Annotated in this window: 19 protein-coding genes; 7 read left to right on the top strand and 12 right to left on the bottom strand. The window is 64.6% G+C overall.

Annotation, left to right across the window (positions count from 1 at the left end; all coding sequences use genetic code 11):
• Window positions 1–291 precede the first annotated feature (291 nt).
• From LRP30_RS05240 to LRP30_RS05230, 3 genes are read right to left on the bottom strand one after another with little or no spacing between them, the layout of a single operon-like run.
• Window positions 292–591: a transcriptional regulator gene (locus LRP30_RS05240; RefSeq protein ID WP_249759564.1), complete on the bottom strand. Its 300-nt coding sequence runs from the start codon at window positions 589–591 to the stop codon at window positions 292–294.
• Complete coding sequence (locus LRP30_RS05235) at window positions 591–1,142, bottom strand: hypothetical protein (RefSeq protein WP_249759563.1); 552 nt, start codon at window positions 1,140–1,142, stop codon at window positions 591–593. The genes LRP30_RS05240 and LRP30_RS05235 overlap by 1 nt, the downstream gene beginning before the upstream one ends.
• Window positions 1,139–2,149 carry an alpha/beta fold hydrolase gene (locus tag LRP30_RS05230; RefSeq protein WP_249759562.1) on the bottom strand — a complete coding sequence of 337 codons (1,011 nt, stop codon included), beginning with the start codon at window positions 2,147–2,149 and terminating at the stop codon, window positions 1,139–1,141. The genes LRP30_RS05235 and LRP30_RS05230 overlap by 4 nt, the downstream gene beginning before the upstream one ends.
• 137 nt (window positions 2,150–2,286) lie before the next feature.
• Here LRP30_RS05230 and xseA point away from each other — a divergent pair, with 137 nt between their 5' ends.
• Together xseA and LRP30_RS44910 are read left to right on the top strand one after the other, a co-directional pair.
• Window positions 2,287–3,909 carry an exodeoxyribonuclease VII large subunit gene (gene xseA / locus LRP30_RS05225; RefSeq protein WP_249761697.1) on the top strand — a complete coding sequence of 541 codons (1,623 nt, stop codon included), beginning with the start codon at window positions 2,287–2,289 and terminating at the stop codon, window positions 3,907–3,909.
• A 332-nt stretch (window positions 3,910–4,241) separates the two neighbouring features.
• Window positions 4,242–4,370: a hypothetical protein gene (locus LRP30_RS44910; protein ID WP_256477654.1), complete on the top strand. Its 129-nt coding sequence runs from the start codon at window positions 4,242–4,244 to the stop codon at window positions 4,368–4,370.
• 20 nt (window positions 4,371–4,390) lie between these two features.
• Here LRP30_RS44910 and LRP30_RS05220 read toward each other — a convergent pair whose 3' ends face one another.
• The gene (locus tag LRP30_RS05220) at window positions 4,391–4,540 is read right to left on the bottom strand and encodes a hypothetical protein (RefSeq protein ID WP_249759561.1); all 150 of its coding nucleotides are present in this window, start codon (window positions 4,538–4,540) and stop codon (window positions 4,391–4,393) included.
• Between the two features lie 226 nt (window positions 4,541–4,766).
• The gene (locus tag LRP30_RS05215) at window positions 4,767–5,591 is read right to left on the bottom strand and encodes a dienelactone hydrolase family protein (protein ID WP_249759560.1); all 825 of its coding nucleotides are present in this window, start codon (window positions 5,589–5,591) and stop codon (window positions 4,767–4,769) included.
• A 177-nt stretch (window positions 5,592–5,768) separates the two neighbouring features.
• Between LRP30_RS05215 and LRP30_RS05210 the strand changes: the two genes are divergently transcribed.
• Entirely contained in the window at window positions 5,769–5,996 is a 228-nt protein-coding gene (locus LRP30_RS05210) for a DUF2093 domain-containing protein (RefSeq protein ID WP_128946396.1), read from the top strand.
• Window positions 5,997–6,012: 16 nt separating this feature from the next.
• Here the strand turns inward: LRP30_RS05210 and LRP30_RS05205 are convergent, their stop codons facing one another.
• On the bottom strand, window positions 6,013–6,336 hold the full coding sequence (locus LRP30_RS05205) for a hypothetical protein (RefSeq protein ID WP_249761696.1): 324 nt from the start codon (window positions 6,334–6,336) through the stop codon (window positions 6,013–6,015).
• 200 nt (window positions 6,337–6,536) lie between these two features.
• Here LRP30_RS05205 and LRP30_RS05200 point away from each other — a divergent pair, with 200 nt between their 5' ends.
• The 4 genes from LRP30_RS05200 (at window position 6,537) to LRP30_RS05185 (ending at window position 9,307) form a co-directional block, all read left to right on the top strand.
• Window positions 6,537–7,817 carry a pilus assembly protein TadG-related protein gene (locus LRP30_RS05200; protein WP_249759559.1) on the top strand — a complete coding sequence of 427 codons (1,281 nt, stop codon included), beginning with the start codon at window positions 6,537–6,539 and terminating at the stop codon, window positions 7,815–7,817.
• An 11-nt stretch (window positions 7,818–7,828) separates the two neighbouring features.
• Window positions 7,829–8,332 (top strand): TadE/TadG family type IV pilus assembly protein, encoded by a 504-nt coding sequence (locus LRP30_RS05195; RefSeq protein ID WP_249759558.1) that lies wholly within the window; start codon window positions 7,829–7,831, stop codon window positions 8,330–8,332.
• Window positions 8,329–8,706: a TadE/TadG family type IV pilus assembly protein gene (locus tag LRP30_RS05190; protein WP_249759557.1), complete on the top strand. Its 378-nt coding sequence runs from the start codon at window positions 8,329–8,331 to the stop codon at window positions 8,704–8,706. Before LRP30_RS05195 ends, LRP30_RS05190 begins: the two co-directional genes overlap by 4 nt.
• A gap of 415 nt (window positions 8,707–9,121) precedes the next feature.
• Window positions 9,122–9,307 carry a hypothetical protein gene (locus LRP30_RS05185; protein ID WP_128931389.1) on the top strand — a complete coding sequence of 62 codons (186 nt, stop codon included), beginning with the start codon at window positions 9,122–9,124 and terminating at the stop codon, window positions 9,305–9,307.
• Between the two features lie 361 nt (window positions 9,308–9,668).
• On the opposite strand, the gene lpxK is transcribed toward LRP30_RS05185, so the two are convergent.
• From lpxK to LRP30_RS05155, 6 genes are all read right to left on the bottom strand, one after another.
• Window positions 9,669–10,685, bottom strand: coding sequence for a tetraacyldisaccharide 4'-kinase (gene lpxK, locus LRP30_RS05180; protein WP_249759556.1), 1,017 nt, complete (start codon window positions 10,683–10,685; stop codon window positions 9,669–9,671).
• A complete protein-coding gene (locus LRP30_RS05175) occupies window positions 10,678–12,012 on the bottom strand; it encodes a 3-deoxy-D-manno-octulosonic acid transferase (protein ID WP_128939837.1) in 1,335 nt (444 codons plus the stop codon). Before LRP30_RS05175 ends, lpxK begins: the two co-directional genes overlap by 8 nt.
• A complete protein-coding gene (locus LRP30_RS05170) occupies window positions 11,975–12,688 on the bottom strand; it encodes a lysophospholipid acyltransferase family protein (protein WP_128931386.1) in 714 nt (237 codons plus the stop codon). The genes LRP30_RS05175 and LRP30_RS05170 overlap by 38 nt, the downstream gene beginning before the upstream one ends.
• A complete protein-coding gene (locus LRP30_RS05165; RefSeq protein ID WP_091886920.1) occupies window positions 12,685–12,927 on the bottom strand; it encodes a DUF4170 domain-containing protein in 243 nt (80 codons plus the stop codon). Before LRP30_RS05165 ends, LRP30_RS05170 begins: the two co-directional genes overlap by 4 nt.
• Window positions 12,928–12,988: 61 nt before the next feature.
• On the bottom strand, window positions 12,989–13,807 hold the full coding sequence (locus LRP30_RS05160) for a 3'(2'),5'-bisphosphate nucleotidase CysQ (RefSeq protein WP_249759555.1): 819 nt from the start codon (window positions 13,805–13,807) through the stop codon (window positions 12,989–12,991).
• On the bottom strand, window positions 13,794–15,191 hold the full coding sequence (locus tag LRP30_RS05155) for a TldD/PmbA family protein (protein ID WP_249759554.1): 1,398 nt from the start codon (window positions 15,189–15,191) through the stop codon (window positions 13,794–13,796). The genes LRP30_RS05160 and LRP30_RS05155 overlap by 14 nt, the downstream gene beginning before the upstream one ends.
• Window positions 15,192–15,255 lie beyond the last annotated feature (64 nt).

The following is a 15,255-nucleotide window of genomic DNA, read 5'->3' as shown; positions in this document are numbered from 1 at the left end:
GGATGGGTTGAGCCCTTGCGAGACCCATCACGCGTGTTTCTCGAAGCGTCCGTAAAGCTAACCGACGGGCGCTATCCGCGCTTCGTCGTCACTTGCAATCGGATGACAGCCGCAATGACCGAGAGCCGGAAGAGGAAAGCGATGGCTTTCGCGAAGGCTCAACCCATCCTACGAACTGTCATTCCGGGGCGCGCGCAGCGCGAACTCGGAATCCATTGAGCGGCAGCGTCGGCGGTGGAATGGATTCCGGGTTCGCGCCCAAGAGGGCGCGCCCCGGAATGAGGGCGGAGCCTAACCCTGCTTCCCCGCGATGATCTCCTGCAGCGTCGCCACATGCCGCGCGAAGGCGCCGCGGCCGGCGGCGGTGGCGGTCACCGTGGTCTGCGGCTTCTTGCCGACGAAGGCTTTCTCCACGGAGACATAACCCGCCTTGGCCAGGGTCTCTATATGGGCACCGAGATTGCCGTCGGTGGCGCCGGTGAGCTTCTTCAGGCGGGCGAATTCGAGACCGGTGCCCGACGGCAGCGCGTTCAGTGCCGCCATGATCTTCAGCCGCAATGGCTGATGGATGATGTCGTCGAGCTCGGCCATCAGATCCGTCGCATCCAGAGGCCGCCGAGGATCAGGCCGCCGCCATTGACGAAGGCCATCCAGAGCGGGAATGGCTCGCCGATGGTGAAGAAACCGATCAGCGTCAGCGCACTGATGACGAGACCGATCGCGACGAAGGCATAGCCGAACCAGAGACCGGCGAGGGTGTAGAAGAGCATGAAGTAGATCGGCCAGAATGCGCCGAGCTCGCGCGGACCGAAATGACCGAGCACGTTGGTGCAGATATAGCCGAACGCGAAGAACAGCGCGAAGACCAGCACGAGCCTGATGTCGAACGCCGGGGCCTGGGCTTGCGAGGGCGCGAGCAATCGGATCGCAACCAGGCCGCCGACCCCCAGAATATCGACGGCGGGCCACGCATAGACTGCGTAGAACGGCCAGAGCCAGGTCACGAGGTTGCCCGCGAAGACCAAGGCGCCCCACCAGAGGGCACCCAGGCTCGCCAGCTCGTAGAGCTGCGACTGCCGCAGGCGCTGGACGATGTCGTCGATATCGGCAAGTGCTTCAGCCGCCTGCTTGCTGTCGATCATGACTGGCCTGCCCCTCTGGTTGCCACGTCCTCGGCGATCACATTGACCGCCTTCGGATTGGTGACGATGCCCATGTGGTTGACGCCGTCGATCACCTTGACGCCCACCGACGGCTTTATCGCCTGCACGGCCTCGGCATATTTGTCCGAGATCATCATCTCGTCCTCGGCGGCGCCGAAGATCGTGATCGGACGTGTCGTCGCCGGAAGATCGATGCGATAGCCGCGCGTCGCGAAATTGCGCATCAGGCGGTCGGAATAGGTGGAGACCAGGTACTTCGCGGAGGCCGGCGGCACCGCCAGGGCGAGCACCGGCAGCTGCGCGCAGCAATCGATGCCGAGCTTGCGCAGCGCGGCAAGCGCGAATAAGCGCGGCATATCGGCATTGGCCCAGCCCCCGGAATGCGGCTTGTTGGTCGGCGCGTCATAGCCGAGATAGGGCGCGAGCAGCACGGTGCGGACAAACATGTCCTGCATGATCGGTGTCGCGGCGACGCGCAGTGAGAAACCGGCGCCGGCGGAATGGCCGATCAGGGTCAGCGGCAGATCGGGCGCGTTCCTGCGGACATGGGCGACGAAGTCGACGAGGTCGTCCTCGAGCTGGCCGACATAGCCGATGTCGCCGCGCGTGCCGGAGCCGCCATGGCCGCGGATGTCCAGCGCCCAGGTCTCCACCCCGCGCGCGGCGATCGCATGGGTCAGCGCGTGATTGACGGTGCCGCTGGAGCCGGAGGAGCCATGGATGAAGATCGCGCCGCGGCCCGTCTCCGGGCCTTTCGGCGCATAATGGCGATAGCCGATCCAGGTGCCATCGCGGGCCTGAAAGCGTTCGAGCGGTGGCAACGTGGACCAGTCGATGCCCTTGGCTGAATCCGAGACCGATCGCATCTCAGGCGGCCGCTCCAGCGGCGTTGCGATCATGGCGCCGAGGATCAGCGCCACGCCGCCGAGCGCACACAAGGCCCATTTCAGGCCGGTCAAAACGCCGCGCAGCAGCCCGATCGCCATGGCTCATCCCCCTAAACTCACCAACCAATCGAGAACTCTATATTACAGAGTACTCTTCCAATCAATCCCGGGATTGGCGCCGCGGCGCGAAAATCCTTAACGTCGGGTCTGACCCCAAAATGCCGAATCGTTTGCCGATGCCGCCTGCGGAACAACTGCTCAACGCGCCCGAATTCACAGTCTCCGAGCTCTCGCTGTCCCTGAAGCGGACGGTCGAGGACGCCTTTGGCCATGTCCGGGTCCGCGGCGAGATCTCCGGCTTCCGCGGACCGCACTCCTCCGGTCATTGCTATTTCGCGCTCAAGGACGACAGCGCCAAGATCGAGGCGGTGATCTGGAAGGGCGTGCATAGCCGCATGCGCTTCAAGCCCCAGGAGGGGCTCGAGGTGATCGCCACCGGCAAGCTCACCACCTATCCAGGCTCCTCGAAATACCAGATCGTGATCGAGGCGCTGGAGCCGGCCGGCATTGGCGCGCTGATGGCGCTGATGGAGGAGCGCAAGAAGAAGCTTGCCGCCGAAGGCCTGTTCGACCAGGCGCGCAAGCAGCTCTTGCCCTGGCTGCCGGAGGTGATCGGCGTCGTCACCTCGCCGACCGGCGCGGTCATCCGCGACATCCTGCACCGGCTCGAGGACCGCTTTCCCCGCCGCGTGCTGGTGTGGCCGGTCAAGGTGCAGGGCGAAGGCTCGGCCGAGCAGGTCGCGGCCGCGATCCGCGGCTTCAACGCGCTGCCAGAGGGCGGCAAGATTCCGCGGCCCGATGTGTTGATCGTCGCGCGCGGGGGCGGCTCGCTGGAGGATCTCTGGTCGTTCAACGAGGAGATCGTGGTGCGCGCAGCTAGCGACAGCATGATCCCGCTGATCTCGGCGGTCGGGCACGAGACCGACATCACGCTGATCGATTTCGTCGCCGATAAGCGCGCGCCGACGCCGACGGCGGCGGCCGAGATGGCGGTGCCGGTGCGCAGCGACCTCTTCGTCGAGGTCGCCGATCTCGGACGGCGCACCCGCGCCTGCTGGCAGCGCGGCCATGAAAGCCGGCGCAACGAGTTGCGCGCGGCCGCGCGTGCGCTGCCGGCGGCCGGCGACCTGCTGGCGATCCCGCGGCAGCGGCTGGATTCGGCGGGCGCATCCCTGCCCCGCTGCCTCAAGGCCAACACGCATGCGCATTTCCGCCGGTTTACGGCGGCCAGTGCCAAGCTGACGCTACGGGTGCTGCACGGCCAGATCGCGCAGGCCGATCACCGCCTCACCGTGTGCGGCGAGCGGCTCGGCCTCTCCGCGCGCTCGCTGCTGCGGCGGCGGCGCGACCACTTTGCCGGGCTCGAGGTTCGCTTGCGCGCCTCCAAGCTTTCCAACGCACAGGCGCAGCGCAACGCGATTCTCCGCCAGCGCGAGCACACGCATCGGCTCGCCGAGCGCGCGCAACGCGCGCTTGTCACGCTGCTGCAACGGCTCGATGCGCGTGTCGAGAACAGCGGCAAGCTGCTCTCCGCGCTGTCCTATCGCAGCGTGCTCGCGCGCGGCTTTGCTTTGGTGCGCGATGAAGCCGGCCACCCCTTGCATGCGGCCGACAGCGTCGGGCCGAATGCACGGCTCGAGATCGAGTTTGCCGACGGTCGTGTGGCCGCGACTGCGGATGCGGACCGCCCGGCGCCTGCGACGAAGCGCGCGCCCTCACAGCCAAAGCCGGCCGCGCAAGACGCAAAGCCCGCGCCGAAGCGCGTGGCCAAGCCGGTGGATCAGGGCAGCTTGTTCTGAGGCGCGAGGGCAGCACTCCGCCCGGTGTCATTCCCCGCGAATGCGGGGAATCCAGTACGCCGAGGCTTCTCGGTGAATCACTGACGTCTCGGCGTACTGGATCGCCCGGTCAAGCCGGGCGATGACAGCGCGTGTGTGGAGGCGAGTGTAGCCACAACCTCGTCATTGCGAGGAGCCCTTGCGACGAAGCAATCCAGAATCTTTCCGCAGAGGGACTCTGAATTGCTTCCATCTTGTTAAAGCTTCGGCGGACAAGTCGCTGCGCTCGCAATGACGGTGTGGCGGCAAGGCGGAGCCCATTCAGCCCGTCATCCTGAGGTGCGAGGCTTGCGATGCAGGCGCATCGCAAGATGAGCCTCGAAGGATGTACGGCCGAGATGCAGCCGGGCCGTCGTCCTTCGAGGCTCGCCGAAGAGGCGAGCACCTCCAGCGACAACGGCTTCGCCGTTGCGCTGGGATGACGGCGATGGATTGGTGTACTTCAGCGGCACGACAATCCCGCGTCGATCGTGGTCCAGAAGCCGCAATGTTCCGGCGCGAACTGTGGCGCGCCGGCGTGGGCTTCAAACAGGAAGATCGCGACGGTGAAGACGATCACGGCGGAGGAGAGCAGGACGATACGACTGCGCATATGAAATGCGTTTAATCGACATCGTGGTCGAATGATGGCGTCGTGACATGCTGAAACCGGCGCCACGCGCGATCCGTAGATTCCCGGTCGGCCATCATGGTCCGTGCAGGGCGGTGGTCGATGCGGGGCTGTCCGCCTGACGTTGTTCCTCGGGCGGCCCCGCTTCCGCCTTCGCTCTACCGAGCTACGGCGGGACAAGTCCGGGTTACGAACTACGGCACCATCCTCACCGCGCCAGCCATTCCGCGACGTCCTTCTGCGACTCCGCACGCGCCTGCGCATCGGTGCCGAGATGGCCATGCTCGGGCGCGGCCACGTCGGTACCGCCGGCAGCTGCGTGCAGCGGCGTGTTGGCGCGGTCGAAATCATGATAGGCGCCGGGATAGACCACGATGCGCGCGAGCGCGCTGCGGCCGCGCGCGCCGTCCACCATCTGGCGGCAGGCCGGCGGCGACGACACGTCGTCATCGGCGCCGATCAGCACCAGGGTCGGCACCCGCGTACTCCAGCCCAGGCCGGCGGAGATCCGGCAATCGGGATAGAAGGCGACCGCGGCGCGAAAATCCGGGCCCAAATCGCGCGCCGCGCTCTGCGGCCGCACGGCCCACAGCAGCGCGCTGGCGCCGTTGGCCCAGCCGATCAGGCTGACGCGGTCGCGCGCCACCCAGCTCTGCTTCATCAGCCAGGCGCGTGACGCTGCGATGTCGGTGACGCGTTCGCGCCGCGCCTTGACGTGCATCTCCTTGACGCGACATTGCGGCCCGAGCTCGCGCGAGCCGTAGCTGTCAGGCAGCAGCACGGCGTTGCCGGCCCTAAGCAGCCGCTCGGCCCAATCGCGATAGCGCGGCAGGACGGAATCGGAATGGCCACTGAGCCCGCCGCAGCCATGCAGCGCGATCACGGCCGGAAATGGCCCCTCGCCCTCGGGCTTGTAGAGCTGCGCATGCAGGACGCCCGACGACAGCGGGATGTCGACCTGCTGCGGCACAGGCGCAGCGTGCGCGGCCGACATCAGGAGCGTCAGGAACAAGGCGGTCAGTCGAAGGCGCATCGGACTCGGCGTCAAGACCCTTCGTCCAAGCACTACCACGCGGAAACGGCGCCAAAACATCACAAACCAGTGGGTTTACCGGGCGGACAAGCCACCCTATCTATGCTACATCCAGCCTGACACATCGTGCCCTCCAAGGAATTTCCACGGAGAGGCCTTCCACGGAGACTTTCGACCGTGCTGAACAAGTTTGGCCCCTCGGGCCATGGCGAAGCGCAGGTGCAATATCTCGACGGCGATTTCCGGGTGATCTCGCCGGGGACCTATGTGCGCTGCGCGATCACCGACACGCGTATCCCGCTCGACGAATTGAAATACTGGAGCGTGGATCTGCAGGAAGCCTACGCCACGCCCGTCGCCGTGCTCCAGCGGCATTTCCCCGGCGCGCCGAAGCCGCAGGGATAAGGCCGCGCGCCTGCGGCTATTGTTGCTCGGTGCCATCCGCGCCCACGCAGGTCTTGATGAAAGTCTTGCGGGCCTCGCCGACGATCTTCTGATCGATCGCCTGCTTGAGGCAGTCGAGCCGCGCCTGCGCCATGCAGAGCTGCAGCTGGTCGCGTTTATCCTGTCCCTTCAGGTTTTGCGTCGTGGCGAGGCACGTGACGCGCTTGGTCGCGGGAACCGGCACCGCACCTGTCGGATTTGCCGGAGCGGCCGCAGGCGACGGCGAGGAGGTCTGAGCAAGGGCGGGCAAAACCGGCAGACAGGTGAGGCTGACGACAATGATCGCGGACCGCAGTTTCATCGAATTCTCCTGATCGGAGATATATCGATAGAAGCGCGGCCATGAATGCCGGCTGAATGTCAGCTGATGTTTAAAATTGTCTCGTTTCCGTTGGGCCCGGTTTAAGTCGGTCTGCAGCACATTGCCACGGGAAAAAGTGGCAAGCGGGCAGGACGCACATGGACCCCCGGAGACTTTGCAGCCATTCGTTCGATGCACCATTGAGCCCAGAGCGACATGCTCGTCGGCGCGAGCGGGCGGTTAGCCTGCTTGAACGATTCGCCCGAGATCAGTCGGGCAGCTATGTGATCATTTCGGCGCTGCTGATGCCGGTCCTGGTCGGCACAGCAGGGCTCGGCACGGAAGTGGGCTGGTGGTACTACAAACATAAGAACATGCAGAGCGCGGCTGACTCTGGCGCGGTCAGCGCTGCGACAGCGGCGAGTGCAGGGACCGACCCCTCGTCCGAAGCCAAAGCGGTTACGGCAAACTATGGTTACGCGAACGGGGCAAACAACGTCACGGTCACGGTGAACCAGCCGCCGAAGACAGGCAATCACACATCCAATTCGCAGGCAATCGAAGTCATCGTGAGTCAACCGCAACAGCGGCTGCTATCAGCCCTGTTCGGCTCGGATCCTGTCCTCATAACCGCACGCTCTGTCGCCCTGCCCAATTCCGGGACAGGCTGCGTACTTGCGCTCAACTCGAGCGCAAGTCCCGCTGTCAACGTCAGCGGCGGCAACCAGCTCAACTTGATCAAGTGCAACCTTTACAGCAACTCGAGTGCAAGCCCCTCACTCAACGTTGCCGGCAGCGCCTCGGTCGCTGCAAATCAGGTCGGAGTGGTTGGCGACGTCTCAGGCGCGAGCAGCATCACGGCGACCAACGGTGTCAAGACGCACATATCGCCCGTCGCCGACCCCTACGCCAATGTCTCTCCCCCCGCGAGGCCGAGTTGCACCAACGGCAAGATAGTGGTCAACTCCAATGGAAAAACAACCTCGCTCGACCCCGGCTGCTACACGGGCAGCATTACGGTCAATGCCGGCGCAGTCCTGAACCTCAATCCAGGCATCTATTATCTGGACGGGGCAAGCTTGAGCGTCGCTGGAAACGCCACCATCACGGGCAGCGGCGTAACCCTGGTGTTTACCGGCTCGGGAAGCAACTGGGGCACCGCTTCAATCGGCAGCAACGCGACCGTCGACCTGACGGCGCCGACCAGCGGCGCCACGAAAGGCATCGTCATGTACGGCGATCGCAATATGCCGGCCGGGACTGCTTTCAATCTCACCGGCGGCAGCACACAGAACTTCGGCGGTGCCATCTACCTGCCAAAGGCCAACCTCAGCTTCAGTGGCGGCAACGGCACGAGCACATCCTGCACCAAAATCATCGCGGATACGCTGACGTTCAGCGGCACGTCGAACCTCCAGGTCAATTGTACCGCGCTCGGCACCGCGACGATAGGTTCGCAAACCGCGCAGCTCATCGAATGAGGTTTGGACCAATGCAAATCCAGAACTTCTCATCCAAGCACTGCCGTCGATTGCTTCATTCTCTGATGGGGCACGTGCGCGCCGCTATCGGCGACAAACGCGGCGTCGCGGCCGCCGAATTCGGCATCTTGATCCCGATACTGTCTCTGATGGTCGTGTCGGTGACAGACATCGGGCTCGCACTCTATCGCAAGATGCAGGTCGAAAATGCCGCACAAGCGGGAGCGCAATACGCAATTGCGCGCGGCTTTGACGTGAGCGGCATTTCGAACGCCGTGACAAATGCCACCAATGCCACGGACATCACTGCTTCGCCTCCGCCGGTCCAATTTTGCGGATGTCCAACGAGTGCGGGAGTTAGCACTGTCACTTGCGGGACGACCTGCACCGGCGGCACGCAGGCTGGAACATATACGACGGTCTCGGCGCGAGCCACGTACTATACGCTCATCGATTACCAGATCGTGGCAGCCACATATACTTATAGCGCGCAATCCACTGCGAGGCTGCAGTGAGACTGGCGGCATTATGGCACGACGATCGGGGCGCGTCGGCGCTGGAATTTGCGCTGACCGCTCCTGCGTTCTTCCTGTTCATATTTGGGATCATCGAATGCGGGCTGCTGTTCTGGACTCAGCTGGGGATCCAGCATGGGAGCGAAATGGCGGCGCGTTGCGCAACCGTCAACAGCACGCTCTGCCCAAGCAGCAGCGCCATAACGAGCTACGCTGCCCAGCAGGCATTCGGCCTCACGCTCCCTGCGGACACATTCACCTTTTCCACGTCAGCATGCGGCAACGAGGTAAGCGCGAGTTATGCATTTACGTTTCCGGAGATTCTCAATCTCTCCCCGGTGACACTGACCGCCCGGGCATGCTTTCCGAGTTGAGGCCGTGGGTGGGCCGCCTTGCCGCTACGGAATCATCGTGCGCTGAACCGCCGTTCGCGCGCCTTGTACGCGGATCGCCCTCCCGCAATCGTTCCGATCCGACGTTGCATCGAACAGTGCCTACACTCCGTAGTTTGTCATTTCGCGCTGTAGTTGGATTCTTTGTTGCAGATCAGCGCTCTTAAGTTGTTTGACGAAGTCTTGGTGAAACAAAGGGCTGCTATATTGCGTGTTAGGTAATTAGCCCTGCTCTTTTATCGCGCAGACAATCAAGTCAGCCAAACGGCGATCGAGCTTTGGAATTGGCGCAGTCTGTGAACGGGCTCATATCGAAGAGCCATCTGGCGGGCTACGATCACCTCGAAAATTCGCGGTGGAATATCTGTAAATCAGGGTCAAGCGATGGGGGTGAATCATGCCCACCATATTCGACATGCTCTATCGTGAATATTGCCGCGCCCGCCTCGCTGAAATGCGGAAACAGCTTCTGATCTCAGCCCAACGCGCTGAAGCTCACGAAGCGCACTATCCGCCTGCGGATCAGGGTGGCGATGAGAGGACGGACGCGCAGCGCAAGACCGATTGCGGCATGCCGAATTGAAGCGGCCCCAAGACCACGATCTCTCCCGCGTAGCGATGACCAAGCAAATTGCAGCTTGGGAGGCAGCGATGAATACACCCGAATGCTATACTGTGATGGTCGCCTGCGCCTCATGCCTGACCATTATTGGATTGATCGCCATCGGGGCGTGGTGAGCATGACTGAATGCTGCACCGCGATCCAGGCCGTTGCCGAGGCCGCTGGCAAACAAGTTCGGTCGGCGTATGGGCTACGGCAGAGACGCTTGCCTAAAGCGCGATGAGATTAGGATGAATCGTCATCGCGCTTTAGGTTGTTGTTTGAGCATGATCTTTTCGGAAAACCGCTGCGCACTTTCCGGATCATGCTTTAACGCGCGAGATCAACGCGTGCTGAACCGCCGCTCGCGCGCCTTGTACAGATGATCGCTGATCAACTGTCGCAGCTTTGCCGGATCGTCGAACTCGAGCTGGACGGCGAACGGCACAATGTTATCAGGCACGCCCGCACGGCCGCGCAAACGCGCGAGATCCTTCTCCGTGGTCACCAGCGTGAGCTGTTCGCGCTGGGCCTCCACCGCGAGCGCGGCGAGCTCGTCATCCGAGAACATGTGGTGATCGGCGAAGGAACGCATGCGCGCGACATCGACGCCGCTGGCGTGCAAGCTGCGGAAGAAGCGCTCGGGATCGCCGATGCCGGCGAAGGCGAAAACCCGCTTGCCAAGGAGCTGCGCGAGCGAGGCGGCATCCGCCTTCAGCCGCGCGCGCAGCTCCGGCTTGTCGCGCTTGGCAAGCTCGGCCGCGACATCGTTCGCGGCACGCCCGTCGCCGATCAGGACCAGCGCATCGGTGCGCGCGAGCTGTGCTTGCAGTGGCGCGCGAAGAGGACCGGCGGGAAACACCATGCCGTTGCCGAGGCCGCGCTCGCTGTCGATCACGATCAGCGAGGCGTCCTTGCGCAGACTCGGATTCTGGAAGCCGTCGTCCATCAGGATCACGGTGGCGCCTTGCGACTTCGCCAGCGCGACGCCGTCGAGGCGATCGCGCGCGACCGCGACGGGGACCTCGCGCGCCATCATCAGCGGCTCGTCGCCGACGTCGGAAGCGGTGTGGCGCATCCGGTCGACCATCACCGGCCCCTTCAGGCTTCCGCCATAGCCGCGGCTGAGCACCAGCGGGGTCTCACCGAGCTCGCGCAGGAGCTTGGTCAGCGCCAGCACGGTCGGCGTCTTGCCGGCACCGCCGACATGGTAGTTGCCGACGCAGATTACGGGAATGCCGGCGTCAAAGCCCTGGCGCGCCATGCGGCGCGCCGTGATCGCGCCGTAGAGCGCGCCCAGAGGACTAAGGACATACGACTGCGGGGAACGTGGCCGGTACCAGAAGGCCGGCTCACGCATTGGCGGCCCCCATCTCGATCCGCAGTTGCAACAGATAGGGCTCGAGCGCGGTCATGGTGCGATCGAGCGCGCCGCCGAGTTGCTCGACCACGCCCGAGCCTGCGCGTTGCATCTTGTCGCGCATGGTCGGATCGGCCAGCAATTGGCCGAGCTGCTTGACCAGCGCCTCCTGCGTGTCGGCCTGGCGCGCCCCGCCGCTGGTGTCGAGCGCCTCGTAGACGTCAGTGAAGTTGAAGACGTGCGGACCGTGGACGATGGCGGCGCCGAGCTTGATCGCCTCGATCGGATTCTGGCCGCCGTGATGGATCAGCGATCCGCCCATGAAGACGATCGGCGAAAGGCGATAGAACAGGCCGAGCTCGCCCATGGTGTCGGCAACATAGACGTCGGTCGTCGCCGTCGGCAGTTCCTCGCGCGAGCGCAATGCCGGCTTCAGGCCCGAGGCCGTGATCAGGCCCGCGATCGAGGGGCCGCGATCCGGATGGCGCGGCACGATCACGGTCAAGAGCTGCGGGAAGAAACCGGCGAGGCTGCGATGCGCCGCGATCAGCATCTCGTCCTCGCCCGGATGGGTCGAGGCCGCGACGATGATGGGACGCCCGCGCGTCATGGCCATCAGCCGCTCAAGCCTGGCGGGATCGGCCGGCGGCGCCGGCACGTCGAGCTTGAGATTGCCCGTCGTGAGGACGTCGCGGCCGCCGAGCGCGGCAAAACGCTCAGCATCCGTCTGCGATTGTGCAAGACAAATATCGAAGCGCGACAGCAGCGCCGAGATGGTGCCATGCATGCGCCGCCAGCGCGGGAAGGAGCGCGGCGACATCCGCCCGTTGATCAGCACCATCGGCACGCGGCGCGCCGCGCCGGCGAGGATCAGGTTCGGCCACAGGTCGGATTCGATGAACAGCGCCAGCGACGGCTTCCAATGGTCGAGGAAGCGCGCGACATAGCGCGGGGAATCATACGGCACGTATTGATGGATGACGTCGGGCGGGAAGCGCTTCGCGACCACGGCCGCCGAGGTGACGGTGCCGGAAGTGAGCAGGATGCGCAGATTGAGATCGCGCAGCCGTTCGACCAGCGCCGCCGCGGCCAGAACCTCGCCGACGCTGGCGCCGTGGATCCAGACCAGCGGGCCATGTGGCCGCACGTCCCGCGACAGGCCCCGCCGCTCGCCGACGCGCGCGGGATCCTCCTTGCCCTGTTTCAATCGCCGCTTGATCAGCGCGGGCGCGAGCGGCACCAGGCCGGAGGCCAGCCGGCGATACATTCGCAGCGTCATCGGCAGCGGGTCAGACATCTTCCGGTCCCGGGCGGCCGAGTTGCGCATAGGCGCGGCGGGTCGCCTCGTTCAACGTCTCCTCCAACTCCAGCCGCAGCGCTTCCATAGTGGCTGCGTCGGCATCCGGCGGAACGTGGATCTCCTTGATTCCGACCAATGCGCCGCGCCCGAATGGCAAATTGATGGTGGTGCGGTCCCAGTTCTTGAGCCTGATGAAGCGGCTGGTCGCCATTGCGAAAGGCATGATCGGCCGCCCCGATTCCCGTGCCAGCATGATGATGCCGAGCCCGGCCACGCGCGAGCGTTTGGGGACATCGGCGGTCAGCGCGACATTACAACCGTCCTGGAGCGTCCGCACCATTTCCTTGAAGGCGCCGACCCCGCCCTTGCGGTGGAAGGCGCCGCCATGGTCGCCGGAACCGCGGATGGTGCCGATGCCGAGCCGTTCGGCGGCGATGGCATTGAACTCGCCGTCGCGATGACGGGAGATCAGCACCTTGGCCTGGTACCAGTCCTTGTTCTTGATGAAGGGGGTGAGAAAATGCTGGCCATGCCAGAAGGCGAAGATCGCCGGAATCTGCGGCTCGACGAGGTCATAGACGTCAGCCGGATCGAACGTGAACTTGTTGGTCCACCAGACCAGACGCAGATATTCGGCCGCCAGGACCCCGACGGCACGCTGAAACCAGCTGCTTCGCAGCGTATTGCGAAGCAGTTTTTTCAACGCGCCGGTTCTTGATTGGGATCGAGCAGCCGGTGGAGATGGACGATGAAATAGCGCATTTGCGCGTTGTCGACCGTGCTCTGCGCCTTGGCCCGCCAAGCCGCGTGCGCGGTGGCATAGTTCGGATAGATGCCGACGATGTCGACGTCGTCGAGGTTCTTGAAGGTATTGTGCTCGAGATCGACGAGCTCGCCACCGATGACGAGGTGAAGCAGTTGTTGCGGGGCACTATCTGGCATGGGTTCTCTTCCTAACGGTCTGCCCGGCAAAGCAGTGTTCGACAAGCACGACGAAAGCGCTTTAGGCTAAGGGGCGGTTTCGAAAATGCGCGACAATGCCCGCATGACGATCGCGTCCCGCTGCCACCAGCACCCCGTGCGCCACTTCCCGGCGGTTATAGAGGATGGGTTCTCCGGAGAGGTCACTTATCTTACCATCCGCTTCCTGCACGATCAAATCGGCCGCCGCAAGATCCCAATCATGGCTGTTGCCGCCCGCAAAAGCCGCATCCAGCGCGCCGTGGGCGACCCGGCACAGACGCAGCGCGAGCGAGCCGATTCGCGGATGCAGCTTGATTTCGCCAAGCGAGGGCTTCAGCCGCTCGACCAGCGGCTTCGGGCCGGCGACGCGTGCGAAGTCGAGCTCGGACCCGGACGTCGTCTGTACCGGCTCGCCGTTGAGCGTCGTGCCCTCACCGCGGACCGCGAAGAAGAACTCATCGCGCGACGGCGCGAACACTGCGGCAAGCACCGGCGAGGCGTCCTCGACCAGCGCGACGCTGACGCACCAATCGTCATGGCCGCCCAGATAATTGCGCGTGCCGTCGATGGGATCGACGATCCAGGTCAGCCGCCGCGACAGCCGTGCCGCATCGTCGGCGCTCTCCTCGGACAGCCAGCCATAATCGGGCCTCGCAGCACGCAAGCGCGCTTCGAGCAGATCGTTGACCGCGATATCGGCTTCGGACACCGGCGAGGATACGCCCTTGATCCACTTCTTCAGCTCGGTGCGGAACATCGATTGCGCCAGCGCGCCTGCGTCCCGCACCGCGTCCTTCAGCAGCGCCGCATCGCGCGTCAGGATGGTCGCGTCCAGGGATTGCGCGTCAACGTCCGCCAAGCGTCAAACCCTCGATGCGCACCGTCGGCGCATTGATGCCGTAGCGGAACTCGAGATTGTTCGCCGGCTGCATCGACTTGAAGATCTCGAACAGATGGCCGGCGATCGTCACCTCGCTGACGGGATAGGTGATCTCGCCGTTCTCGATCCAGAAGCCGGAGGCGCCGCGGCTGTAATCGCCGGTGACGCCGTTGACGCCGGAGCCGATCAGGTCGGTGACGTAGAAGCCTTGGCTGATGTCGGCGATCAGCTCGGCCGGTGTCGGCGTTCCGGCTTCGAGATGCAGGTTGTACGGCCCGGGCGAGGGCGAGGAGGAGACGCCGCGATGGGCGTGGCCCGTGGTGGTGAGGCCGAGCTCGCGCGCGGTGGCGCAGTCGAGCAGCCAGGTCGTCAGCACGCCCTCGTCGACGAGCGCGGTCTTCTTCACCGCGACGCCTTCGGCATCAAACGTCTGCGAGCGCAGACCGCGCTTGCGCAAGGGATCGTCGACAATGCGGATGTTCTTCGCGAATAGCTGCTGGCCGAGCTTGTCCTTCAAAAAGCTGGTCTTGCGCGCGATCGAGGCGCCGTTGATGGCGCCGACGAGATGGCCGACCAGGGAGCCCGCAATGCGCGGATCGAACACGACGGGCACCTTGCAGGTCTCGACCTTGCGCGGATTGTGGCGCGCCACGGTGCGCTCGCCGGCGGAACGGCCGACGGTTTCCGGCGACAGCAGATCGGCGCCGTGCGGCGCCGAAGTGAAGTCGTAGTCGCGCTCCATGCTGGTGCCTTCGCCCGATATGGCGGTGGCGGAAATGCCCTGGCTGGAGCGCAAGTAAGAGCCGTGGAAGCCGGTAGAGGTGACGAGCACCATGCCGCCGATGCCGGCGGAAGCCGAGGCGCCGCCGGATTTGGTCACGCCCTTGACGCCGAGCGCGGCAGCTTCGGCCGCAAGCGCGCGGCGCTCGAGCTCTGAGGTCGTGGGCACGTCGGAATCGAGCAGGTCGAGATCGGGGAAGTCGCGCGCGAGCAGCGCGGGATCGGCGAGGCCGACATATTTGTCGTCGGGCGCAACACGCGCCATCGCCACCGCGCGTTCGGCCAGCTTGGTCACGGCATCGCCACTGACGTCGTTGGTCGAGACCACCGCCTGGCGCTGGCCGACCAGAACGCGCAGGCCGACATCGTCGCCCTCGGACCGCTCGGATTCCTCGACGCGGCCGTCGCGCACCTCGACGCCCTGCGAGACGCCGCGCACTGCGACCGCATCGGCCGCATCGGCGCCGGCGCGCTTGGCCGCCTCGACCAGTCGCTGCGCGAGATCGGAGAGCGCGGACTGATCGAACAGGTCGCGATTGGCTGAGGTCGAAAGCGTCGAGCTTGCGGATGGTGAAGAGTTCACGAACGAAATCCTGTTGGGCGGGGGTTCGGGACTGGAACCCACAGATGTGCCCTGATAGCGCGGA

The sequence above is a fragment of the Bradyrhizobium sp. C-145 genome (assembly GCF_023375135.1).
GTDB lineage: Bacteria > Pseudomonadota > Alphaproteobacteria > Rhizobiales > Xanthobacteraceae > Bradyrhizobium > Bradyrhizobium zhanjiangense.
Note: the sequence above shows the minus strand (reverse complement) of the source record. Positions and strands in the feature narration are given on the sequence as shown.

Coding starts and splice junctions, on each gene's coding strand:
- LRP30_RS05240 (WP_249759564.1), bottom strand. CDS start 591: ATGGCCGAGCTCGACGACATCATCCATCAGCCATTGCGGCTGAAGATC.
- LRP30_RS05235 (WP_249759563.1), bottom strand. CDS start 1,142: ATGATCGACAGCAAGCAGGCGGCTGAAGCACTTGCCGATATCGACGAC.
- LRP30_RS05230 (WP_249759562.1), bottom strand. CDS start 2,149: ATGGCGATCGGGCTGCTGCGCGGCGTTTTGACCGGCCTGAAATGGGCC.
- xseA (WP_249761697.1), top strand. CDS start 2,287: ATGCCGCCTGCGGAACAACTGCTCAACGCGCCCGAATTCACAGTCTCC.
- LRP30_RS44910 (WP_256477654.1), top strand. CDS start 4,242: ATGCAGGCGCATCGCAAGATGAGCCTCGAAGGATGTACGGCCGAGATG.
- LRP30_RS05220 (WP_249759561.1), bottom strand. CDS start 4,540: ATGCGCAGTCGTATCGTCCTGCTCTCCTCCGCCGTGATCGTCTTCACC.
- LRP30_RS05215 (WP_249759560.1), bottom strand. CDS start 5,591: ATGCGCCTTCGACTGACCGCCTTGTTCCTGACGCTCCTGATGTCGGCC.
- LRP30_RS05205 (WP_249761696.1), bottom strand. CDS start 6,336: ATGAAACTGCGGTCCGCGATCATTGTCGTCAGCCTCACCTGTCTGCCG.
- LRP30_RS05195 (WP_249759558.1), top strand. CDS start 7,829: ATGCAAATCCAGAACTTCTCATCCAAGCACTGCCGTCGATTGCTTCAT.
- LRP30_RS05185 (WP_128931389.1), top strand. CDS start 9,122: ATGCCCACCATATTCGACATGCTCTATCGTGAATATTGCCGCGCCCGC.
- lpxK (WP_249759556.1), bottom strand. CDS start 10,685: ATGCGTGAGCCGGCCTTCTGGTACCGGCCACGTTCCCCGCAGTCGTAT.
- LRP30_RS05175 (WP_128939837.1), bottom strand. CDS start 12,012: ATGCGCAACTCGGCCGCCCGGGACCGGAAGATGTCTGACCCGCTGCCG.
- LRP30_RS05165 (WP_091886920.1), bottom strand. CDS start 12,927: ATGCCAGATAGTGCCCCGCAACAACTGCTTCACCTCGTCATCGGTGGC.